The organism is Paenibacillus sp. FSL H8-0317, assembly GCF_045040685.1.
Taxonomy (GTDB): domain Bacteria; phylum Bacillota; class Bacilli; order Paenibacillales; family Paenibacillaceae; genus Paenibacillus.
In genome coordinates this window covers 388,460-410,253 of the sequence record NZ_CP150294.1, presented here as the reverse complement: position 1 = coordinate 410,253, position 21,794 = coordinate 388,460, and the positions used below count along the sequence as shown (strand labels likewise).

The following is a 21,794-nucleotide window of genomic DNA, read 5'->3' as shown; positions in this document are numbered from 1 at the left end:
CTCCATAGAAAGGAGGTGATCCAGCCGCACCTTCCGATACGGCTACCTTGTTACGACTTCACCCCAATCATCTATCCCACCTTCGGCGGCTGGCTCCTTGCGGTTACCCCACCGACTTCGGGTGTTATAAACTCTCGTGGTGTGACGGGCGGTGTGTACAAGACCCGGGAACGTATTCACCGCGGCATGCTGATCCGCGATTACTAGCAATTCCGACTTCATGCAGGCGAGTTGCAGCCTGCAATCCGAACTGAGACCGGCTTTGTTGGGATTGGCTCCATCTCGCGATTTCGCAGCCCGTTGTACCGGCCATTGTAGTACGTGTGTAGCCCAGGTCATAAGGGGCATGATGATTTGACGTCATCCCCACCTTCCTCCGGTTTGTCACCGGCAGTCTATCTAGAGTGCCCACCCGAAGTGCTGGCAACTAAATATAAGGGTTGCGCTCGTTGCGGGACTTAACCCAACATCTCACGACACGAGCTGACGACAACCATGCACCACCTGTCTCCTCTGTCCCGAAGGAAAGATACATCTCTGTACCGGTCAGAGGGATGTCAAGACCTGGTAAGGTTCTTCGCGTTGCTTCGAATTAAACCACATACTCCACTGCTTGTGCGGGTCCCCGTCAATTCCTTTGAGTTTCAGTCTTGCGACCGTACTCCCCAGGCGGAGTGCTTAATGTGTTAACTTCGGCACCAAGGGTATCGAAACCCCTAACACCTAGCACTCATCGTTTACGGCGTGGACTACCAGGGTATCTAATCCTGTTTGCTCCCCACGCTTTCGCGCCTCAGCGTCAGTTACAGCCCAGAGAGTCGCCTTCGCCACTGGTGTTCCTCCACATATCTACGCATTTCACCGCTACACGTGGAATTCCACTCTCCTCTTCTGCACTCAAGTCACCCAGTTTCCAGTGCGATCCGGGGTTGAGCCCCGGGATTAAACACCAGACTTAAATGACCGCCTGCGCGCGCTTTACGCCCAATAATTCCGGACAACGCTTGCCCCCTACGTATTACCGCGGCTGCTGGCACGTAGTTAGCCGGGGCTTTCTTCTCAGGTACCGTCACCTTGAGAGCAGTTACTCTCCCAAGCGTTCTTCCCTGGCAACAGAGCTTTACGATCCGAAAACCTTCATCACTCACGCGGCATTGCTCCGTCAGGCTTTCGCCCATTGCGGAAGATTCCCTACTGCTGCCTCCCGTAGGAGTCTGGGCCGTGTCTCAGTCCCAGTGTGGCCGATCACCCTCTCAGGTCGGCTACGCATCGTCGCCTTGGTGAGCCGTTACCCCACCAACTAGCTAATGCGCCGCAGGCCCATCCCCAAGTGACAGATTGCTCCGTCTTTCCAGTTTCCTTCAGGCGAAGAAAACAACTATTCGGTATTAGCTACCGTTTCCGGTAGTTGTCCCAAACTTGAGGGCAGGTTGCCTACGTGTTACTCACCCGTCCGCCGCTAACCATCAGAGAAGCAAGCTTCTCTTCAAGTCCGCTCGACTTGCATGTATTAGGCATGCCGCCAGCGTTCGTCCTGAGCCAGGATCAAACTCTCCAATAAAGTATTGAAAAGAGCGATAAGCTCATTTTGAATCTGACGAGATTAAAAATCTCATTTGTGCTCCAGTCGATCCAAGCCAAGGCTTGTTTCCAACTTTCGCGTTCATTCTGCAAGCAGAATGTTTACTCACTCGTTGTTCAGTTTTCAAAGATCAAACTTGTTTCGTTACTGAATGTCGTTCTCTTCAGCAACTCTTATATAATATCATGTCCTAACCAACTTTGCAAGCTCTTTTTTTAAGTTTCTTTCGAAGCTTATTTGATTTGCTTGCCGCACCGTGTAAACCGTACTTTCTTGGCCGGACTTAGAATATATCATGTACAGATTTCAATTGCAAGTCTTTTTTAAAAATGATAATCAACCTACATCATCAGCACAATATGTAATCTGACGCTCCTGTACTATAGAAATAACTCTCAGCATCCTCATTACGGCGCCTCTAATATACTTATCCATTAAACATAACCAGGGAAGCCACTTCCACTGCGAATGCAGTGAACAATTTCTTGTGACTAGCCCTAGTTTTCGGAAATCTCAGTTTTCTTTCCTTCTATATAAATAAGAGAGTCATTCCTTGAGCGCAGCTTACACATTCCGATTCACTTCTCAGTGCTTATAATATGCGCTTACCGAGCAAAGAAGCGATCAGTTCCACACCAAGCCTTGCCGTATGTCTATTGTGATCAAGCAATGGGTTCACCTCAACCAGTTCCATGGACGTAACTTGATTCGTGGAAGCAAGTAGCTCTAATGCGTAATGTGCCTCTCGGTAATTCAAACCACCCGGTACAGGTGTGCCTACCCCCGGAGCTTCACGCGGATCCAGACAGTCCATGTCAAAACTGACATGAATACCATCCGTTCCATCACCAGCTATAGCTATTGCTTGCTCAATAACTTGCTGTATACCCATCCGGTCAATATCATGCATCGTAAATGCTTGGATGCCCAGTCCCTTAATCTGTTCCTTCTCATACTCATCCAGATCACGCAGACCAATATAGACCAAATTGGATGGATCTATAAATGCGCCTGCCCCAGCAATGTGAGACAGATTATATGCAGTATGACCCAAAGAAGCAGCCACACTCATCCCATGCATGTTACCGGACAAGCTTCGTTCTTCCGTATTCAAGTCTGCGTGCGCATCAAACCAGATCACCCCCAGATTAGAATAATGCGCAGTTAATCCGGCGAAAGTACCTATCGCTACACTATGATCTCCTCCAAGCACAAGCGGAAAGGCCCCCTCCTCTACCGCAACAGATACTTCATTAAACACATTCTCGCTGACCTGCCGTACTTCGTTTAAATATTTCACCCGATTCCGCTCAGCAGGGACAGATGGTTCAGTTGGACACTCTACCCGCACTTCTTTGGAAAGCACTAGTCCCAGGCTCGCGATCTCCCGCTTCAGTCCAGCTGTAATTAATTCATCGGGCCCCAACTCTGCACCGCCTCTCGCTCCACCGAGTCCGAAAGGAACCTTAATGATGGCAACATTGCGCCGCACAGAAGTATGACTTGTATTAGTAGAAGTATCTTGTGTGCCATCAAGGACATCATCATTTTTCATGTAGGTCAGCTCCCTCATCGGTTGTCAAAACCAGCTCAATTCTCTCCAATGCCCAGTCAATCTCGGACTCTTTAATCGTTAGTGGTGGAGCAAACCGAATGGTTGTCTCATGGGTTTCTTTGCACAGCAGTCCAGCAGACATCAAACGTTCGCAATAAGGACGTGCTGATCCATACAACTCAACCCCAATAAATAAACCTCTACCCCGAATATCCTTTATAGCCGAACTGCGAATATCACGAAGTCTTTTCATAAAATAGTTGCCCAGATGCTCCGATTGCTCGGCGAGCTTCTCATCTTCAAGGACTTTCAGAGCTGCTACAGCCACGGCGCAGGCGAGTGGATTCCCGCCAAACGTAGAACCATGAGACCCGGGTTCAAACAAATCCAGTTCCCAGCGCCTTGCCCATAATCCACATATCTGGTTCAGCACCTTCCCAGTCAGAGGCAAAACGGCGACCTGTTCTTCCAAAACCGGTCTGGATCTCATCAGATACGGTTAGCACCTGCTGTTGTTTGCACAATGCAAAAGCTTCAGCCAGATATCCATCGGGCGGGATAACAATTCCTGCCTCACCTTGAATGGGCTCTACAAGAAAGCCTGCTGTATTCGGTGTAATGGCTTGCTTCAGTGCTTCAATGTCTCCATAGGGAATAATTCGGAATCCAGGTGTGAACGGTCCAAAATCTTTTTTATACTCCGCCGAAGAAGAGAAAGACGTGACCGTCAGAGTTCTTCCGTGAAAGTTACCAGAGCATACGATAATTTCGGCTTGGTTCTCCGGTACACCTTTGCAACGATAGGCCCATCTACGCACCGCCTTCACCGCAGTCTCCACCGCTTCCGCTCCTGTATTCATGGCGAGAATCTTCGATTTCCCCGTGAATTGTGAGAGTTTTTGATAAAAAAGAGAAGCTGAGCTACTATGGAATGCCCGTGATGTCAGCGTAACCTGATCTGCCTGATCCTTGAGTGCCTGTATGATCACAGGATGTCTATGACCATGATTCAATGCAGAGTATGCACTTAACATATCCATATAACGGCGGCCTTCAGGGTCTTCCACCCATACCCCTTCCGCCTGTTCAATAACAATAGGAAGTGGATGATAATTAGGTGCAGCATAACGCTCCGACCAATCCATTAACATTTTGGAATCTGACATACACACCCAACACCTTTCCAAAATATTGTATACAAAATACAATAACAATGTATGCGATGCCACAGCCATTTACGACTACATCCCGCTATTTCCACAGTAGCCTATTCCCAGCCTTTCTCGAATCGAATCCTTTATCACTAGTTATCGAGAAGTAGATAGTTTACGTTCCAACCAAGAGAGCAAGTTGGCCAGTGCAAATGTGATTATAAAATAGAGGCCGGCGGCAACGAGCAGCGGAGCAAGCGGCTGGAACGTAACACCCTGAATCGTTCTGGCCGTGTATATAATCTCGGCTATGCCGATCATGGAGACAAGCGAAGAATCTTTAATGATAATAATGAATTCATTGCCGATAGCTGGAAGCATGTTACGAAAAGCCTGCGGCAGTATAATATAGCGAAGTGTCATACCATGTGTCATACCAAGGGAGCGCGAAGCCTCGGTCTGTCCTTTATCAATCGCCTGAATCCCGGCCCTGAACACCTCCGCCATATAAGCCGAGCTATTCATCGTCAGAGCTACCACCCCCGACATAAATGCCGGCAAGTTCACACCTACAACCGTCAGACCATAATGAATAATAAGAATCTGTACCAGCATTGGTGTTCCTCGGATGAGTTCAATATACGCCGAAGCCACAAATTTAAATGGCCATATTCGGGATATTCGCATTAATGCCATGATCACACCAAGTAACGTACCAAACAATACACCGAAGAAGGAAAGTTCAAGCGTGACCCACGCACTTCGTGCATAATCCTGCCAATGTTCTAATAGAAAGGAAAAATCTAAATTCACGGCATATCCCTCACTCGTCCGGTTTATTCGCCGAGCATCTCATTCGCTTCAACGACGAACCGTTCAATATCTCCGTTCGTTTTGAGCTTTTCCAATGTAGTGTTGATCTGATCCAGCAGCTTCTGATTGCCTTTCTTCACCGCGATGGCCGAACCACCCTCGTCTTCAGCCTGTTCGATCTCCACACCTGCAACAACAAGCCCCTCTTGGTTCTTCACATACTGTTCAGCCACCGGCCTCTCCAGGATGAGTGCGTCTACACGTCCTGTCTGCAACTCCAGAATCAGTTCAGGTATTTTGGCCAGAGAAGTGAGCTTTGCCCCCTCTATTTCCTGTGCAATCCCTTCCTGAATGGAACTCTTTTGTACACCAACCTGTTTGCCTGATAGATCATCCATGGACTTTAATGCCGTATCTTCCCCTTCTCTAACAAGTACAGCCTGCTCTGCATAATAGTAGATATCCGTAAAATCAACATTCTTCTTCCGTTCTTCGGTAGGGGTTAAGCCTGATATTACAAAATCAACCTTATCTGTACCGAGGGCCATAAGAAGGCCATCAAAGTCCATGTCCTCAATCTTCAGCTCGGCTCCCAGATCAGCCGCAATTGCTTTTGCAATCTCGATGTCAAAACCTACAATGGTATCTTTACCATCGATTTTCTTATGAAATTCATAGGGTGCATAGTCTGCACTGGTTCCAAGTACAATTACTTCCTTTTCTGCCGAGTTATTTCCCGAGGATGAATCTGGCTCCGATCCGGTTCCTGTCGTTTTTTCCTGCCCACATGCGGACATGATCACAACCACTAACAACAGCATCATTGGCAACAGCACTTTTTTCACACATCATACCCCTATTCTTTTTTAAATGAGAAACATCATGATTTGTATACAATATACACAAGACAATATATGGACTTATATGTAAGTTATACTAACAAACAATCTGGTTTATCACAATGATTATTTAAACATTTATACGCTTTAATTCCATAAAATGTACTATATATAACACAGTATTTACATCGCCTGAAACATGAAGTTTGCTTGCCCAACTTCCCCCTCGGTGTTAAGATGATAAAAACTTGAAACTCCTGAACGGCGCGTACAGTACGGCCTCACACTCATCTATTTATTCACTATACATAGAAAGGAGGATTCGGTATGGAGGTACCCAAATACCGATCCTTGAAAGATCACGTATACGATTACATTGCCCAGAAGATTCAGGACGGGACGTTACTTCCCAACCAGAAGATCAACGAGGCCGAAATATGCAAAAAGCTGGACATCAGTCGCACACCTACCCGGGAGGCGCTTTTTCAGCTGGCTTCAGACAATCTGCTGCAATACATCCCACGCAGGGGATTTATTGTCACTCCTTTTGATGCAGGCAAAAAACTGGAATTCTCCCAAGCGATCGGTGTGCTGGAGGCACTTGCTGCCACACTTGCAGCAGACCATCTCAGACCATCAGAACTTATGGAGATGGAAACTCTGGTTTTCCGAATGGACGAAGATATCAGCCAGCTTGATCTTGCTGCCTACAACAAAAACCAATATCAGTTCCATAATCTGTACATTCAGCGATGTGGTAACGCTACAGTCATTGAGATGTTAAACACATTGAAGAACAGTTTCATCCGGCAGTCATATGTTAGTGATAATAAACCAAAGCTATCTGAGGTACTGCTCGAAGTTAATGAAGAGCACCGGCAAATTTTAAGTGCTTTTCGAGCCAAAGATAAGAACCAACTGGAAGCCCTGCTCAAACACCACTGGCGGATTATCGACAACGATATGCTGTAGTACGTACTGTCAGAACAAAACAAAGGCAACCCACACGATTGTGTGAGTTGCCTTTTTCCTATTTTTCCTTTTTGACCTCCAACGGCGCCCTAGCCGCAAAAACAGCATATCCCAACTTTTTGCCGTATTTCGCGAGCAAACGATCATTGGTTTGACTCATTCGCTGCATACGTTCATCCTCAAACCAATTCATATCGATCTCCCGATGTGGATCATGATCAACGCCCCATTTTCCCATGGAACGCGAATGTTCTTTGACCTCCACCTTGGTGAAACCACACTGCTTGAGGCGTTTACTCCATGCTGTAGCCGTTACCAGAGTTCGTATACCGTAAAATTGCTTTAACCTGCGACACATCAATTCGGTCTTCTGGCCTGATAGAACCATCTCCCGATCCACCAAAAGTCCACTCGGCTTCAACACTCTTCTATACTCAGCAAGTGCACTCCGCCATGGGGTGAAGATTGTGACCGACTCCACGAATACCATATCAAATTGATTTTCAGGAAAAGGTAACGATGCTACATCAGCCTGAACAAATCGAACATCCACCCGTTCTCGTCTCGCCCGTCGAACTGCCTTATCCAGCATATTGCGATGAAGATCAATCGCCGTTACCCGATATCCACTTTTAGCCAGGTGACACGCAGTTCTCCCAGTGCCGCACCCTATCTCAAGAATATGACTACCCACAGGCAGAGCTAAGCTATCCAGCAATTTCAGCGTTGCCAAAAAACCTCCAGGGTGGGCACTTCCCTCCCCTAACCGAGCCAGCATGTCGTGATAATCCACGCGAAACCCCCTCCTCACTCCTCCCAGTGTATGGAGCAGATTCAAAAACGGCTCCTCCCCATTCGATTTTCCGGGTACTCGTCCATACCAATTGCTTTTGTTTTTACTATGATATACAAACCGTTGAATTCAAGCGGCAACCGCATCTAATGAGGAGGATTTGCATGTACAGAATTAACCCGGTATGTGAAGAAACGGTTTCTCCGCACGTTGGACGTTCCGTTTGTCTCGTTATGAACGACGGTAAGCATATGTATGGTACGCTTAGTCAATGTCGTGATGGCAAAGTTTATTTGAACGGATGTTTCGAGGGACCACGGCTGTGTTCAGTCAAATCCAAACAGCAACTGGTAAAAAGCAGCAAGAAAAACGCTGTTGCAAAAAAGAAAGTTAAATCTTCAGCCTACGGCCCATATGGTTACGGAGGATACGGCGGGGGTTACGGCTATGGAGCGGGAATCGATCTGGCTCTGGTAGCAACATTGTTTCTGCTGCCATTCCTGTTCATCTAAATTCCAATCTGATCATGGTAAAATTGTAGTCAGAACAAAGACCCTTTTTGCTTATAGCAAAAAGGGTCTTTATCTTTTTCATACGATTCACGTCAATTAAACTATAGTTTTTGTTGAAAAATGATACAAAAAAGGCATTCGCCAAAACGAATGCCGGGAACTTCATATTTAATACCCTTACCTATGCACAGGGTGTCTATTTGATCTTAAAAAAAAACACCTCGTTAGAGGCGGGTAAGCTATGTTAAATCCGATTTCCTTTAGGCATCGTTTTCAGATTACTATTCGAATTCTCAAGCAATGGTAGCATCCTAGTCGTGCTGACCATCTCAGAAGCACATATCGGACAAGTAGGTACGTTATCAAACGCAAAATTGTCCCGCATCCATCCTTTGCACGTATCACTCGTACATTCCCAGATTGCCGCATCAGCTTGTGGAATCTCTTCCAACGGTTTTTTGCGATTATACATGACTTCTACCCCCTTTGTTATGGAAAAACATCTAACCGACGTTATTTCACAGAAGCCTACACTTAGCGGAAGTTTCAAGTCCCACCGAACTCCTGCCTCGACAACTAATGGGCCGAATTTTATATAACTGATCAAAAAAAAGAAGCTGCCTTTACCATTATAACATGTTAAAGGCAGCTATGCTTTAATTACAGTTTTACAACTTCTTCTGCTTGAGGACCACGGTTTCCTTGTACAATTTTAAATTGCACGCGTTGACCTTCGTCCAGCGTTTTGAAGCCTTCGCCTGTAATAGCGCTGAAGTGTACGAATACATCTTCTCCGCCTTCAACTTCGATGAAACCGAAGCCTTTATCAGCGTTGAACCATTTTACTGTTCCGTTTTGCATGTGAATTACACCTCCAAATAAAGATTAACATGTTCCTTTGTTCTTTGCAGCAAGCAAATAAAAATTCACACATTGAAAAAGGTACCAGTCATAAACCTATAAGTGATCGCCCTTTACAATATATGAATTAGGTTTTCCACTCTCTACAACTTGTTTTTATTATAACTCCAATTCAGCCAAAAAGCAAATCTTTGTATTTTCTTTTCAAACAGCTTTGGAAATACAACGCGTGGGGACAGGGTTTATCACACTTATGTGTCTGGCCGCTTGTGTACGGTCTTATGAAAGGATATGCAGATCTAATCCATCTTATACATTTTTTATATAATAATCTGACATGCATATCCAACACAGCCAACGAATCATCTTACCCCAGTATAACACACTATGTCCATGCCCACATAAATGCATCCCGATCCCAAGCGATCTGCCCACGATGAAGCTTTCGGAAAGCTTTCTTCACTTCTTTGGACAATGATGTATTGCCGTTCTCGTTCACAAAAACAAACTCTTCGCCAAAATGGGTCTTCACATATTCTATGGCAGCTTCCTGATGAAGTGTTCCTGTGAATTTAATCTCCTGTACCATCCATTCTGCTACATCTTGTGCTGTCTTCTCCACTATATCACCTACTGTCTAAACCTAATGTACGGATAGGCAGACCTCGTATCATGAACATATCTGTCTTCCCGCCAGACTGAAGTATACCATGATCCAATTGCTGACGGGAAACTGTATGATAACTACTTTCAAGCAATATCCGCAATACCATTAATGAACAACCGTATTCGCTTGCTCATTCCCTTTAGAAGGAATGGACGAATGTGTTCGATTGCTCCACACTAACCATGCACAGTAAGCAATCAGTACTGTAAGTATAAACAGATCGTAAGGAAGTGTCCCTGTGTCCTCCAGATCATTCCCTAGAAATTGAATCAGATTATGTATGAAATGAAACAATATAAGCGGTACGATATTTCCGTTCTTCAGCATCAATAATGCAAGTACAGCTCCCAAGAGCAGCGCATAGATCAATTGCATGATCGTATCTGCTATATCCTTACCAGACAATGCGTTCAGCAGATGTGTAATCGAAAACAAGATGCTGGAGGTCACAACTGCGGCCGCTGCACTTTTTTGAAGCAATGTTTTGAAAATAAGTCCACGATAGATCGTTTCCTCTACAAAAGCTACGAGCAAGGTAAAAAAGATGAAAAAAGCTACCCGTGACAAGCTCAGCTCCCCAAACCCTTTCAGGGCAAGTGTACCCAGTACAAGGAGTAGTGGAATATAATACTTTGCATGGTCAGCTGGGATACTTCGCAAAGATCGGAAGCCAGTCTCTCCCCACTTGCGCCTTAACGTCAGATAGATCATCAGAACCATTGCGATGGGTGTAAAGGAAATGAGTACAGGGGAAGTGTAGTCCAGTTGTTTTATCGTTGCAATGGCCCCTGCAGCAAATACGGCTAACAGGAGAAGCAGCTCAATAATCACAACGGTGCGCACAGGTTTGCGCTCGGAAAAGGAATGTTTTGGCTTGGGTTGCGGATTAATCATACATTTACCTGCCTCGTTTCATTTTCTTTTTCTGTTGTCATAAGAACTTATTTGCCAATATAGTTGTATCACATCATCCGCATATTGAATATTCCTATTATGGATAAAACTATAAAAGTAACAAAAAAGAGACTTCTCCTGACTTCTTTTCCCCTAAAATCAGGTATGGCTTATACCTTTATCTGTCCATTATAGTATTAAAAGAGTTCAAAGCTGCAGGGGTGTGGCGACTCTTCAACGTCATATATCTATGAAGTACCCATTAACGATAGTTTCACAATGCATAATGAAATCAGGGGGATACTATGAAAGCATTCTTTCAGCGCTGGGGGCATTTACTGGCTATTCTGTGCATACCGCTCCAAGGCTCCATTTACGTTTTTTTAGGCAGCAACACCGGAAGTGATGTGTTCTACAATTATGCTTGGATTGACACACAGATTCCTTTTCTCAAAGAATTTATTTATCCGTACATTAGCTGGATGCCCATTCTGTATCTTGGATTTCTCTATTTGGGTCTGACGAACAAGTCGCTATTCTGGCGTACGTTGATTACCTATAATGTTGGTGTCATGGCTGCCAATGTCTGCTTTGCGGTGTTCCCTACCCATGTCCCACGACCGGAGATCGGCGGAACTGATCTGAGCAGCGTGTTAGTACAGTTTATCTATACCAATGATGCGCCCTTCAACTGTTTCCCAAGTGTTCATGTTCTGACCAGCTATTTGCTGTTTATTGTGATCAACAGACACTTGAACTTTAAACCTTTGGCTCGGATTTCTTGGTCGGTATGGCTGTGGTTGATTATTGCTTCAACGGTGTTTGTAAAACAGCATTCCTTGCTGGACATCGCTGGAGGCATTTTGTTTGCTGAGGCCGCGTATTGGACTGTACATGTCTTTGCTCTTCGTCTCGGGCAGGCACGAAAAAAAGGCAAGCAGCCACTCACAGCTTCTAATCCAAGCAGTCATGTATAACGACATTTATATATGTAACAGGCGGGATGATGAGCCTGCTATACAGCAAAAGAGGGCATAAGCCCTCTTTTTTTGTACTCATTTAATTAAACCTACTTATATAGAAGAACTTTATTTGGGTTGGACTACGCGTTTCATACTATAGGTGGACGTTCATGAAGAAGGTCAGACGGTGGACTTCCGGTTATACGTTTGAATATGCGGTAAAAATAAGACAGATCCCGGTAGCCGAGAAATTCGGCAATTTCCTGGATGGAGAGTTGCGACTCGGTGAGCAGATATATGGCTCGTTTCATCCGTTGATCATGGACATATTGACTGATGGTCTGATTTGTCATGCTTTTGAATAATGCAGCAGCATAATTGGGAGTTTTATTAATCTCGTCCCCGAGTTCTTCCTTCGTCACTTTCTCCCGATAATGCCGCTCAATATACCGCTTCATCCGTTCAACATGATTATGCCTCTCCGGCGGGATAACTCCACGATCAAGCTCCCTGTTCATATAAATCAACACTTCCATCAATAAGGCTTGGCTCATCATGACATAATAAGAAGGACGCTCCTGCCATTGTTGATAAATAGCGCTCATGCGTTGATGGATCAGCTCATAACATCCAGGTTTATGCCGCAAAGCCTCATACCGTTCCAGTGCAGGCAGAGTTTCCGTATGGTCGCGTTGCAGTTGAATTACAATCTGTGTGTGCGTTACTGTAGGAATACTCTTGCCGTAATATGGGGTACCACCTGGAATGAGGAGCAATTCACCCTTTTCCATGATCTGTTTATCACCGTTCACCCAATATACACATTTTCCATAAGTAACCAAGCTAAGCCGCCAAGTTTCTTGAGATTGCACAGCTTCTTCGTACCAACCGACACCATTAATATGTCGTACTTCAAGTGGAGTGACCATAACACACCTCATTATCGGACTATACTCTAATCATTGTACTATAGTTCATACCCTGATTCGACAGAAAACGCTACAATACACATATAAGCTTAAATATGAGGAGGAAATTAGCATGTTAAAAACAAAAATTATTTGTACCATGGGACCTGCTTGTGACTCAATCGAATTGTTGAAAGTAATGATTCAGGAAGGTATGACCGTTGCCCGTCTGAACATGGCTCATGGCGAACTGGAAGATCACGTTACACGGATTAACAATATCCGTAAAGCAGCTTCCGAACTGAACACCTATATACCGATCATGATGGACATCAAAGGGCCGGAAGTACGTATCGGTAAACTGAAAGAAGCATCCTGCCATCTGCAAGCTGGTAAAGAGCTGATCCTGACTACCGAAGAAATTCTCGGTGACGCTGAGCGTATCTCTGTAAACTATCCGGAACTTAACCTCGTTGTGAAACCCGGCGATCGTATCCTCATCGATGATGGCCTTGTGGATCTGACGGTACTGTCTGTGGAAGGATCCGATATCCATTGTAAAATCATCAGTGGCGGCATTCTGAAACCACGCAAAGGGGTTAACTTGCCAGGAATCAAAACGACATTGCCAGGTGTAACCGAGCGTGACGTTATGCACATCGGATTTGGGATCGAAAACGATATCGAAATTATCGCAGCATCCTTTGTTCGTAAAGGTGATGACATCCGTGAAATCCGCAGCATTTTGAAAGAACGCGGTGTAGACCACGTACAGATCATCTCCAAAATCGAAAACCAGGAAGGTATGACTAACCTGGACGATATTATTGAAGCATCTGACGGCATCATGGTAGCTCGTGGAGATCTTGGGGTTGAAGTACCTATCGAAGACGTACCTATGATGCAAAAAGAAATGATCGATAAATGTAACCGCGCTGGTAAACCGGTTATCGTAGCTACACACATGCTGGAGTCCATGCAAGTAAACCCACGCCCTACTCGTTCCGAAGTTAGTGACGTGGCAAACGCTGTACTTCAAGGTGCTGACGTTGTGATGTTGTCCGGTGAATCAGCTGCTGGTAAATATCCGGTACAATCCGTGCGCACGATGGCTGCTGTTGCTCGCCGTGCTGAAACAATGATCGATTACAAAGAGCAATTCGCACAAAAATCGGCTCAACAGATCGCTGATATTACTGAAGTTATCAGTCAGGGCGCTGTAAGTTCTTCCCTCGTACTGAATGCAAAAGCAATCATCACTTCGACTGAGAGTGGATTCACAGCACGCATGATCTCCAAATATCGTCCAAAAGCGCCAATCATTGCAGTTACACAACATGAAGAAGTATTGGCGAAAATCTGCCTGCTCTCCGGTGTTATTCCGGTTATGGGCGACAAAGTAACGACAACGGATGAAATGTTCGAATCGGCTACGCGTAACGCAATCAAAACAGGTTACATTGAAAAAGGTGACATCATTGTATTGTCCGCTGGTGTTCCAATCGGTCAATCCGGTAATACGAACCTGATTAAAGTTCAACAAGTATAATTGAGCGGATGAAAATGTAGCTATCCAATGTAGCTTTAAATTAAAACACAAAAAAACCACCGAGTGGTCATACCCCTGTCAAGTAGACAGATGAAAAAAGCTATGCTGCCAGCGCGCATCGATATTCAATCGGTGCGCGCTGTTTGAGTTTGGCTTGAAATCGTCGGTAGTTGTAATGGTACATGTAATCTTCCACGGCTTGTCGAATCTCTGCTTCTGAATTACACTGGTTAAGGTACAGCTTCTCTGTCTTGAGATGCGAAAAGAAGGATTCGATGCATGCGTTATCCAGGCAGGTTGCTTTGCGAGAGTGGCTGCCCTTCACGCCGAATGCTTCTAATCGTGTGTTGTACGCCTGAGACGTGTATTGGAAGCCTTGATCCGAATGGAGCACGGCTTCCGAAACGTCTCTTTTTTGTGTCCATTGTTCCACCGTATCCAATACGAGCTGAACATCGTTCCGTTTAGATAATTGCCAAGCTACAATTTCGTTGTTGAACAAGTCTTGAATGACAGACAGATAAACGAATGTGTTTCCATCCGAAATATAAGTAATATCCGTCACCATTTTTTGCTGGGGGGCTGTGGCATGAAATTTGCGCTTCAGGCGATTCGGATAAATCACAGATGGCGTATAGCTGGACTTCTTCCGCTTCTTACGAATGACCGATTGGATCGATAGTTCCCGCATGATTCGCCATACTTTCTTGTGATTAACGTTCAGACCAGCCTCCCAGAGCGCCGTTGTCATGCGAGGATAACCAAACTCTCGGTTTGCAAAATGAATAGCCATCATGTGTTCTTTGATCTCACGATCACGGTCTTGTCTTGCGTCTCGCTGCGGCTGTGTTGCTCGCCATTTGTAATAACTGGAACGGGGTATTCCTGTAATCGATAATAGGCGTGTAATGCTATGCGAGCAGCGCAATTCGTCTATGATATCGTAGTTCTCCCGTTGGCTCAGCGCTTCTCCTTTACTAGATTTGGATACCGCTTTTTTAAATAATCCACCTGTGCTTGAAGGTAGTCACGTTCTTCTTCTACACTGCTAAAGGCAGTACGGGGACGTCCTTTCATTGGATTCGGAACATTGTTTTTTCGCTCATCGAACGATTCCCCGTTTTTCCACTTTTTCACCCACACCTTCAGTTGTGAACAGTTTCGAATTCCTTCGCGTTCAGCTACCACTTTATAACTTGAAGACCCTTCGACATAGGATCTAACCGCATTCAATTTAAATTCTTCGGTATACGTCTGAAATGTTTGTCCTTTTTTTGCCATAAAAATATCCCCTCCAAGTGTCACTTGAACCCTCATGATAACATGAAGGCTTTTTCAAATGTCTACTTAAAGGGGATAATACCACGAGAGCAAAAATGCCCCGGTGGTTTTTTTGTTGATACTATAGCTATAAGCCCACCATCATGATGTTAAAACAAACGGCTTTGAGCTTATAAATTCCGAGAATAATTAACCAGATCCTGAGACATGGTATTGATCTCATCCATTGATGCATTCACCTGCTGTGTCAGAGCAGCCTGATTTTGCGTTAACGTGGACATATTACCGATATGCTCAAGAATCTGATCAATCAGTGTTTTCATCTTCTGCATGCTGTCTTCAATATTTACTGTGGCCTCCGAGCTATGATCAGCCAGCTTCCGCACTTCACCAGCAACGACGCCAAACCCCAGTCCCAGCTCTCCCGCTCGTGCAGCTTCAATTGCTGCATTCAATCCGAGCAGGTTGGTCTGACTGGCAATCTCTCGAATAAACACCGTAATATTCTTCGTATCATCTGCACTGCTCTTCACTTGAATAGCTGCATCGGCAGATAACTCCTGTGCAGTAACCAGATCCTGTGCCTGATCGGTAATCGAGTTGATTCCACGTACCATCTCGCCAATGGACTCTGACAATTGTTTTGTTTTCAGATTCATGGCTTCCACGATCTGTTCCTTATTCTTCTCATGGGTGACGTCTCGAATGGTTCCAGCTACACGGAGTGGTACTCCATCCTGATCCCTAATGGTCTCCCCACCCGCGTGATACCACCGATACTCCCCGTCTTTACGCTGCAGACGATAATCCAGATCGTACGGTGTACGACCACTGTAATCGTTCATATGTCTGGCAAATTCGTTGATCGTCCGATCATGGTCTTCCGGATGAAGTCGGCTGCTCCAGCTGCTGAACACATTCGGGAAATCCTGCTCGTCTTTAAACCCTAATTCTTTACGGAACTGGGGTGACCACCAAAATTCGTTATTTGGATTAACTACATCTCCAGCCACAACAGTCATATCCCACGGTGCCTCCACCAAGGCACGGTTAACCAGATCATATCGGGTGACGAGTGCTTCCAGCTCATCCGACTTGCTCTTCTCCTCATGAATATCAAACATGATACCCAGAAGTTTGACCGGAACTCCAGCCTGATTTCGGATGACTTGTCCAAGGCATCGGAACCAGCGAATTTCTCCACTTTTAGTAATCATACGGCTGATGGCGTTATAGGCAGTTGTTGCTCTTATGTCATTCACATGTTTCATAATCTCCTGTACCAGTTGGGGTCTGTCATCCGGATATATCGATTTCGCCCAGCTTGCAAATGAATTGGGATAATCCTTGGCATTATGGAAGCCTAACATTTGGCGGAATTCATTCGAAAATGCGACGATATTGTTGTTATCCAGTGGATCACCAGCAACAATTTCAGATTCCCATAATCCCACATGCATCGCCTGATTCAGCATTCTAAGGCGCATTTCCACGTCTTCGTTTTGAGCTTTCATCATATGTACTGCTTTTTTGATATTACTAGCTATTTCATCGGTATCCTGAAACTCAATGCCATCTTCGATCCATGCGTCATAGTCGCCCTTTTCTGCGTTTGCTACCAGTTTACGACTATACTCCAGTAAATTCTGATGCGCATCTATACGAAGGTGTTTGGTCGATTCAGTACGTTTACGAAACATGCTCATTTCTCCTCTTAGCTCATATGATATATATTTCGACATTATCAGACATTAAGTGTAGAGCAATGGTCTTAATTTTGTATAAAAACAAGAACCAGCACTGAATCAGCACTGGTTCTTATATTAAATGCCTTTATTTTTATGAAAAATAAATCTTAAATGACTGCCTCTTACCAGCTACCAGCCAAAATTCAGTGTTTTACCCGTCTCCACCCAAGTTTTGATGCTACTTAGAATCATCCACCAGCTGCTCTGTGCATTCGCAATGGAAGGATGGTTATCTGTAAACTGATCATTAATCAGCGTCAGCTTCGTACACTCACCAACCGTTTCCAACTGGAAGACCACTCTGGATTGAAGCTCGGCATGATTCGCATGGTACGACGGTCCGGGATGCTCCTGATAGCTAAGTCTGGACAGCGGTTCAAATTCCAATATATCTCCATACACATGGACCGTCTCCGCACCATCATTACCTGGCCCTACATAAGCAAACGGCTGACCTGGTTGGAAATTGGTACGAAGTTCACTGCCGAAAAAACTGTTCCGTGTGCCGTCTGGTGATATTAGAGCATTCCACACCTCTTCCAGTCCTGCATTGATATAGAATTCATATTTCAGTTCCATGGACTCACTCCCTTTATGTATTGGATACGCGATCTGTCAAGCTCGCACTCCTATCCTATCGTTATACCCCAAAGGCCGTATTGTAAAAACGCGACAACAGGTAAAATATAAGCTCTTTATGTTTTCGGGAATGTTATACCCTAATCCAAACGAATTGCGCCCATATAGTGCTTTCCCAGAAGATCAGATATACTAAGCTGGAATGAAATAACAGGACTGTTCAAGGTGATGAGACAGAATCAGAAAGGAAATGAGATATGAGCCAATCAACGAATATTATGGGCATCCCTTTTCCCAATATAACGATGAATCAAACGGTTGCAATCCTTGGTGAAGTTGTAGATCAGGAAAGCAATGAACTATTCCATGTCATCACAGGCAATCCCGAGATTGTCATGTCCTGTCAAAAGAATGCCTCTCTTCGCGAGGTTGTCGATCAAGCCGGGTTGGTCACGGCTGACGGTGCCGGCATTGTGATGGTATCCCGTTTTCGGGGCGGACAATTAACTGAACGGGTAACCGGTTGTGATCTGCTGTTTCGTTTATTGGAGGAAGGTGATCGAGAACACTGGTCATTCTACATGCTGGGAGCAGAGGAAAGTGTAAGTGAACAGGCAGTAAAAGTCATAGCACAGCGTTACCCCGGAGTTATCTTAAAAGGCAGACACCATGGTTATTTCCAGGCAGATGAGGAACAACAGATTGTGGAAGAGATTTGTACTTCTCAACCAGACTTTCTTATCGTAGCTCTGGGCGCCCCCCATGCGGAACACTGGATTAACAAATATCGCCACCAGTTGAACGCTCGTGTAGCCATAGGTGTAGGAGGCAGTCTCGATATCATGGCTGGCAAAACCAAACGTGCCCCTGCGATATGGCAGAAGCTTAACCTGGAATGGCTCTATCGCCTCCTCAGTCAACCTTCGAGATGGCGCAGGCAACTCATTTTACCCCGTTTTGCTGTGCGGGCATTGTTGTTCAGAGAACCTAAATAATGTGAGATGAGCAGGGGGGTGTCCAGATGAAACAGGTAGAACAAGGAGACAGACCAAGCATGGGCCTGTTGAATCTGAATGAAGGTGACCATAAATATCAACTGACACGCCATGCTCCTTCCGAAGCACTTCGCCCTTTTGTTAAACATTACTGGATCGTATCGTGGGATCTGACTGGATCTGAACCGTATCCCCAACATGTCGTGCCTAACCCTTGTGTCAATCTGGTTGTGGAACGGAACAATACGTTTTTCTTCGGACCATCGGGACGTAAATTCTCCTATCTTGTGAGCGGAAAAGGTCGTGTGTTTGGCGTGAAGTTCAAACCAGGAGGATTCTATCCCTTCCTCCGGGCTCCTGTCTCATCCTTGTACGGACAGCCGATGAATGTATCCAATATTCTGGACGTCACAGCGGAATCCTTGGAAGACCGACTTCTTGGGTCGGGGGATGATGCGGATAAAACCAGTTACATCGACCAGCTATTGTGTGCACATCTTCCTGCTGAAGATGCTCAAGCGAGAATGGTTCATGATATTGTGCAACAGATCGAACAGAACCGAGAGATGCTGAGAGTGGATGATCTGTCTTCTTATTGGAATATGCATACCCGAAAGCTTCAACGCCTGTTCAATCAGTATGTGGGCATCGGACCCAAAACGGTAATCAAGTTGTATCGTCTGCAAAATGCTGCAGAATGGATGGACCGCGGTCTTCACTGTGACCTGATTAAGCTATCTCAGGACCTTGGATATCATGATCAATCCCATTTTATCCGAGATTTCAAGTCCATTATTGGCAGTACACCAGAGGAGTACTTACACTCTAGACATCTGAATGGTGAGCGCCGAGGGCTAATAAATTAACCTGTCCTGAGAATCAGGACAGGCGAATGACTTCTATGGTATCCCCCGTATGGATTACACCTTCCCGTTCAACCGAGCACACAATCCCACGTTTTTTGCGAGCCGCAGGCACGAATTTTTTGCGCAAACCGTCCTGCTCGTAGAATTGTTCAATCATTTTCCCCGGATGTACACAGGGAAGGTTCTCCCCTTCGCATATTAACCCTGTCCCGTTTGGAAATAGGAGCCGCGTTCCAGCAGGCAGTTCCGTCAATCGATCAATGCCACGAACCAGTATATTGGCACCAAGCCACTCTGGACGCACTTCAGGAATGTTCATTTTCTCAGCAATAAGAGCACATTCTTCCTCAGACACAATACTGAGCTGGCGGCGATTCGCAATCGGTGTGCCACGCTTGTAGATTTTCTGACGTGAGTCCGCCGGACGAAGCAGACCATAATGACGGTCACCCGGAATTCCTGCAAGCTCAATGTCTATAAAAGGTACAACTCGGGTCACAAATGTGGATGGATCATCAGCCAACATGACGAATTGAACTGTTCCCATAGTAATCTCCTCCCTTTCCTGAGCAATATTACTTCTTTATTGTTCATTATTACCCAATGAATGGATTGTCGACAATCGGCGTATGCTTACCTTGGAAAACGATAAATAATTTTAATAATACGCAATTAAATTGTTACAAATTAAATTTGCTCTTTCCGTTCTTGTTGCAAACATTTATACTAGGATGGACAAGTAAATAAATTACATATCAGAAAGCAAGGTGTTTCCTTTGATTAGTATCATTTTTGTAGCTCTTGTAGCTGTCGAACACTTCTATATCATGGTGATGGAGATGTTTATGTGGACTCGTCCACGCACAATGAAAACCTTTAATCTCACGCCGGAATTCGCCAAATCCACCAAATCCCTCGCGGCCAATCAAGGTCTTTACAATGGATTTCTTGCGGCAGGTCTGATCTGGGGACTCGTATATCCGGATGCTGCCGTTGGACAGCATATTCAGATTTTCTTCCTGGCGTGTGTGATTATCGCAGCTCTCTATGGAGGGGCTACTTCTTCACGGTCGATCATTATCAAACAAGGTTTGCCTGCGATCATTGCGTTGTTGCTGGTCCTGTTCCTCTAATTTCCTGTCGATAGGTGCATTGCTTCGATTCATGTTTAAATCCTTTATGGTAAGGTAGTGAATAGATAGCAGTGTACAATGACCAGAATCGTTCTGGAATTGGAAGGAGAACATGTCATGGGATTGTTTGACAAGCTTCGGCGGCGCAAAAAGGAGAAGGTACCTGCAGGTGGTGCTGTGGAATCGACGAATTACAGTGAAACCATCGTGGGTTTTGTCCTGCTGGAGCGTGACGATTGTGATTTTGACCTTTTCATCAGGAACATGAAGAACGAATGGGATATCGAGATTGAAGAACGGCCGGAGGAGGGCAATCTCTTTTTTGAGGTGAATGAGATGCAGGTGGTATGTGCTCACATTGCCGCGCCTGTACCTGACCGTGAAGTTGAGGAGAATGCCAAGCTAAACATCCTTTGGCGAGAAGCGGAGCAAGTTACCTCACGGCACCAGTCTCAGATTATTGTCTCTGTTCTGAACGCAACAAATGCTATTGATGGACATGTTCTGTTCACTCAAACAGCAAGTGCCTTATTACAGTTGGATCACGCGTTGGCCATATACATGGCCCCACTTGTTGTTGAAGCCAGTCAGTATGTCGAAACCAGTCGTGGGATCAAAGATGATGAGTTGCCCGTCTCGCTCTGGATTTTCATCGGATTATTCCAAAATGCCGAAGGCGCTTCAGCTTACACTTACGGACTACGTAACTTTGGTAAAGAAGAGATGGAGATTATGCAATCGTCTGAGTCTTTAAGCGATGTATTTGAGATGATGTTCATAACCACAACGTATGTGGTTGAGAACGACGTCACACTGCATGACGGGGAAACACTTGGTTTCTCGGAAGAACAAAAGCTGAGCATTTCCCTTTCCAAAGGTGCAACTACGGAAGGCAACAGTTTGAAGATTGGCTTCTAACTTACGCAGGAATTTCAATTTATCATGTTACAATCATAGAAGCCATCTGGAGTTCATCCTCTGGATGGCTTTTAGCTATCCAGCCATACTCCCAATGACGATGTGATAACAATCCCTGAATTTAACTTCCCTAGGAATAAGTAGTCCATAAGAACCACTATATTATGAATTCAGTTTTCATTCTCGCTATAAAAAGGTATAATTAATAGGCTTATA

The 21,794-nt window shown here is 45.1% G+C and carries 22 protein-coding genes, 1 rRNA gene and 1 pseudogene; 8 read left to right on the top strand and 16 right to left on the bottom strand.

The genetic code is table 11. The annotated features are described in order from the left end of the window. Window positions 1-8: 8 nt before the first annotated feature. The 5 genes and pseudogenes from MHB43_RS02050 to MHB43_RS02030 all read right to left on the bottom strand — a co-directional run bounded on the left by MHB43_RS02050 (window position 9) and on the right by MHB43_RS02030 (window position 5,946). Window positions 9-1,561 (bottom strand): 16S ribosomal RNA (locus MHB43_RS02050). Between the two features lie 613 nt (window positions 1,562-2,174). Continuing rightward, window positions 2,175-3,137, bottom strand: a complete 963-nt coding sequence (gene rocF / locus MHB43_RS02045) for an arginase (RefSeq protein WP_307540549.1) — start codon at window positions 3,135-3,137, stop codon at window positions 2,175-2,177. Then, window positions 3,127-4,303, bottom strand: a pseudogene (gene rocD, locus MHB43_RS02040) (ornithine--oxo-acid transaminase). The gene rocF and the pseudogene rocD overlap by 11 nt, the downstream one beginning before the upstream one ends. A 141-nt stretch (window positions 4,304-4,444) precedes the next feature. Continuing rightward, the gene (locus MHB43_RS02035) at window positions 4,445-5,101 is read right to left on the bottom strand and encodes an amino acid ABC transporter permease (protein WP_339181320.1); all 657 of its coding nucleotides are present in this window, start codon (window positions 5,099-5,101) and stop codon (window positions 4,445-4,447) included. A gap of 23 nt (window positions 5,102-5,124) precedes the next feature. Further along, window positions 5,125-5,946, bottom strand: coding sequence for a transporter substrate-binding domain-containing protein (locus MHB43_RS02030; protein ID WP_339181317.1), 822 nt, complete (start codon window positions 5,944-5,946; stop codon window positions 5,125-5,127). Between the two features lie 321 nt (window positions 5,947-6,267). Between MHB43_RS02030 and MHB43_RS02025 the strand changes: the two genes are divergently transcribed. Beyond that, on the top strand, window positions 6,268-6,912 hold the full coding sequence (locus tag MHB43_RS02025; RefSeq protein WP_405131222.1) for a GntR family transcriptional regulator: 645 nt from the start codon (window positions 6,268-6,270) through the stop codon (window positions 6,910-6,912). Window positions 6,913-6,970: 58 nt separating this feature from the next. Here the strand turns inward: MHB43_RS02025 and MHB43_RS02020 are convergent, their stop codons facing one another. Further along, window positions 6,971-7,705, bottom strand: coding sequence for a class I SAM-dependent methyltransferase (locus tag MHB43_RS02020; protein ID WP_405131221.1), 735 nt, complete (start codon window positions 7,703-7,705; stop codon window positions 6,971-6,973). A 164-nt stretch (window positions 7,706-7,869) separates the two neighbouring features. Here MHB43_RS02020 and MHB43_RS02015 point away from each other — a divergent pair, with 164 nt between their 5' ends. Beyond that, the gene (locus tag MHB43_RS02015) at window positions 7,870-8,217 is read left to right on the top strand and encodes a hypothetical protein (protein ID WP_221824299.1); all 348 of its coding nucleotides are present in this window, start codon (window positions 7,870-7,872) and stop codon (window positions 8,215-8,217) included. A gap of 244 nt (window positions 8,218-8,461) precedes the next feature. Here the strand turns inward: MHB43_RS02015 and MHB43_RS02010 are convergent, their stop codons facing one another. The 4 genes from MHB43_RS02010 to MHB43_RS01995 all read right to left on the bottom strand — a co-directional run bounded on the left by MHB43_RS02010 (window position 8,462) and on the right by MHB43_RS01995 (window position 10,639). Further along, window positions 8,462-8,689: a cold-shock protein gene (locus MHB43_RS02010; RefSeq protein ID WP_017691121.1), complete on the bottom strand. Its 228-nt coding sequence runs from the start codon at window positions 8,687-8,689 to the stop codon at window positions 8,462-8,464. Window positions 8,690-8,877: 188 nt separating this feature from the next. Continuing rightward, window positions 8,878-9,078, bottom strand: a complete 201-nt coding sequence (locus MHB43_RS02005; RefSeq protein WP_024633772.1) for a cold-shock protein — start codon at window positions 9,076-9,078, stop codon at window positions 8,878-8,880. A gap of 385 nt (window positions 9,079-9,463) precedes the next feature. Then, on the bottom strand, window positions 9,464-9,700 hold the full coding sequence (locus MHB43_RS02000) for a DUF6953 family protein (RefSeq protein ID WP_405131220.1): 237 nt from the start codon (window positions 9,698-9,700) through the stop codon (window positions 9,464-9,466). A gap of 150 nt (window positions 9,701-9,850) precedes the next feature. Further along, on the bottom strand, window positions 9,851-10,639 hold the full coding sequence (locus MHB43_RS01995) for a CPBP family intramembrane glutamic endopeptidase (protein ID WP_405131219.1): 789 nt from the start codon (window positions 10,637-10,639) through the stop codon (window positions 9,851-9,853). A gap of 305 nt (window positions 10,640-10,944) precedes the next feature. Between MHB43_RS01995 and MHB43_RS01990 the strand changes: the two genes are divergently transcribed. After that, window positions 10,945-11,616, top strand: a complete 672-nt coding sequence (locus MHB43_RS01990; RefSeq protein WP_076329982.1) for a phosphatase PAP2 family protein — start codon at window positions 10,945-10,947, stop codon at window positions 11,614-11,616. Window positions 11,617-11,750: 134 nt separating this feature from the next. Here the strand turns inward: MHB43_RS01990 and MHB43_RS01985 are convergent, their stop codons facing one another. After that, on the bottom strand, window positions 11,751-12,530 hold the full coding sequence (locus MHB43_RS01985) for an AraC family transcriptional regulator (protein WP_307415333.1): 780 nt from the start codon (window positions 12,528-12,530) through the stop codon (window positions 11,751-11,753). A 112-nt stretch (window positions 12,531-12,642) separates the two neighbouring features. Here MHB43_RS01985 and pyk point away from each other — a divergent pair, with 112 nt between their 5' ends. Then, the gene (pyk, locus tag MHB43_RS01980) at window positions 12,643-14,058 is read left to right on the top strand and encodes a pyruvate kinase (RefSeq protein ID WP_036607968.1); all 1,416 of its coding nucleotides are present in this window, start codon (window positions 12,643-12,645) and stop codon (window positions 14,056-14,058) included. A 100-nt stretch (window positions 14,059-14,158) separates the two neighbouring features. Here pyk and MHB43_RS01975 read toward each other — a convergent pair whose 3' ends face one another. The 4 genes from MHB43_RS01975 to MHB43_RS01960 all read right to left on the bottom strand — a co-directional run bounded on the left by MHB43_RS01975 (window position 14,159) and on the right by MHB43_RS01960 (window position 17,666). Beyond that, window positions 14,159-14,995, bottom strand: a complete 837-nt coding sequence (locus MHB43_RS01975) for an IS3 family transposase (RefSeq protein ID WP_405132377.1) — start codon at window positions 14,993-14,995, stop codon at window positions 14,159-14,161. A 23-nt stretch (window positions 14,996-15,018) separates the two neighbouring features. Further along, window positions 15,019-15,339, bottom strand: coding sequence for a transposase (locus MHB43_RS01970; RefSeq protein ID WP_405117721.1), 321 nt, complete (start codon window positions 15,337-15,339; stop codon window positions 15,019-15,021). A 170-nt stretch (window positions 15,340-15,509) separates the two neighbouring features. Continuing rightward, window positions 15,510-17,039 (bottom strand): PAS domain-containing protein, encoded by a 1,530-nt coding sequence (locus tag MHB43_RS01965; RefSeq protein ID WP_339181308.1) that lies wholly within the window; start codon window positions 17,037-17,039, stop codon window positions 15,510-15,512. Window positions 17,040-17,216: 177 nt separating this feature from the next. Then, window positions 17,217-17,666 (bottom strand): SRPBCC family protein, encoded by a 450-nt coding sequence (locus MHB43_RS01960; protein WP_017691129.1) that lies wholly within the window; start codon window positions 17,664-17,666, stop codon window positions 17,217-17,219. A gap of 257 nt (window positions 17,667-17,923) precedes the next feature. On the opposite strand from MHB43_RS01960, the gene MHB43_RS01955 reads away from it, so the two are divergent. Both MHB43_RS01955 and MHB43_RS01950 read left to right on the top strand, forming a co-directional pair. Further along, the gene (locus tag MHB43_RS01955) at window positions 17,924-18,661 is read left to right on the top strand and encodes a WecB/TagA/CpsF family glycosyltransferase (RefSeq protein WP_339181306.1); all 738 of its coding nucleotides are present in this window, start codon (window positions 17,924-17,926) and stop codon (window positions 18,659-18,661) included. A 26-nt stretch (window positions 18,662-18,687) separates the two neighbouring features. Further along, entirely contained in the window at window positions 18,688-19,527 is an 840-nt protein-coding gene (locus MHB43_RS01950; RefSeq protein WP_221824309.1) for a helix-turn-helix transcriptional regulator, read from the top strand. A gap of 13 nt (window positions 19,528-19,540) precedes the next feature. On the opposite strand, the gene MHB43_RS01945 is transcribed toward MHB43_RS01950, so the two are convergent. Further along, a complete protein-coding gene (locus MHB43_RS01945; protein ID WP_339181304.1) occupies window positions 19,541-20,074 on the bottom strand; it encodes an MOSC domain-containing protein in 534 nt (177 codons plus the stop codon). A gap of 229 nt (window positions 20,075-20,303) precedes the next feature. Here MHB43_RS01945 and MHB43_RS01940 point away from each other — a divergent pair, with 229 nt between their 5' ends. Together MHB43_RS01940 and MHB43_RS01935 are read left to right on the top strand one after the other, a co-directional pair. Further along, window positions 20,304-20,660, top strand: a complete 357-nt coding sequence (locus MHB43_RS01940; protein ID WP_036608019.1) for a DUF1304 domain-containing protein — start codon at window positions 20,304-20,306, stop codon at window positions 20,658-20,660. 78 nt (window positions 20,661-20,738) lie between these two features. After that, window positions 20,739-21,578, top strand: a complete 840-nt coding sequence (locus MHB43_RS01935; protein WP_339181301.1) for a DUF4261 domain-containing protein — start codon at window positions 20,739-20,741, stop codon at window positions 21,576-21,578. Window positions 21,579-21,794 lie beyond the last annotated feature (216 nt).

Excerpts from the sequence above, each read along its gene's own strand:
- rocF (WP_307540549.1), bottom strand. The coding sequence starts at position 3,137 with ATGAAAAATGATGATGTCCTTGATGGCACACAAGATACTTCTACTAAT.
- MHB43_RS01955 (WP_339181306.1), top strand. The coding sequence starts at position 17,924 with ATGAGCCAATCAACGAATATTATGGGCATCCCTTTTCCCAATATAACG.
- MHB43_RS02025 (WP_405131222.1), top strand. The coding sequence starts at position 6,268 with ATGGAGGTACCCAAATACCGATCCTTGAAAGATCACGTATACGATTAC.
- MHB43_RS01945 (WP_339181304.1), bottom strand. The coding sequence starts at position 20,074 with ATGGGAACAGTTCAATTCGTCATGTTGGCTGATGATCCATCCACATTT.
- MHB43_RS01935 (WP_339181301.1), top strand. The coding sequence starts at position 20,739 with ATGACCAGAATCGTTCTGGAATTGGAAGGAGAACATGTCATGGGATTG.
- MHB43_RS01990 (WP_076329982.1), top strand. The coding sequence starts at position 10,945 with ATGAAAGCATTCTTTCAGCGCTGGGGGCATTTACTGGCTATTCTGTGC.
- MHB43_RS01960 (WP_017691129.1), bottom strand. The coding sequence starts at position 17,666 with ATGGAACTGAAATATGAATTCTATATCAATGCAGGACTGGAAGAGGTG.
- pyk (WP_036607968.1), top strand. The coding sequence starts at position 12,643 with ATGTTAAAAACAAAAATTATTTGTACCATGGGACCTGCTTGTGACTCA.
- MHB43_RS01970 (WP_405117721.1), bottom strand. The coding sequence starts at position 15,339 with ATGGCAAAAAAAGGACAAACATTTCAGACGTATACCGAAGAATTTAAA.
- MHB43_RS01965 (WP_339181308.1), bottom strand. The coding sequence starts at position 17,039 with ATGTTTCGTAAACGTACTGAATCGACCAAACACCTTCGTATAGATGCG.
- MHB43_RS01985 (WP_307415333.1), bottom strand. The coding sequence starts at position 12,530 with ATGGTCACTCCACTTGAAGTACGACATATTAATGGTGTCGGTTGGTAC.
- MHB43_RS01995 (WP_405131219.1), bottom strand. The coding sequence starts at position 10,639 with ATGATTAATCCGCAACCCAAGCCAAAACATTCCTTTTCCGAGCGCAAA.
- MHB43_RS02010 (WP_017691121.1), bottom strand. The coding sequence starts at position 8,689 with ATGTATAATCGCAAAAAACCGTTGGAAGAGATTCCACAAGCTGATGCG.
- MHB43_RS01950 (WP_221824309.1), top strand. The coding sequence starts at position 18,688 with ATGAAACAGGTAGAACAAGGAGACAGACCAAGCATGGGCCTGTTGAAT.
- MHB43_RS02005 (WP_024633772.1), bottom strand. The coding sequence starts at position 9,078 with ATGCAAAACGGAACAGTAAAATGGTTCAACGCTGATAAAGGCTTCGGT.
- MHB43_RS02015 (WP_221824299.1), top strand. The coding sequence starts at position 7,870 with ATGTACAGAATTAACCCGGTATGTGAAGAAACGGTTTCTCCGCACGTT.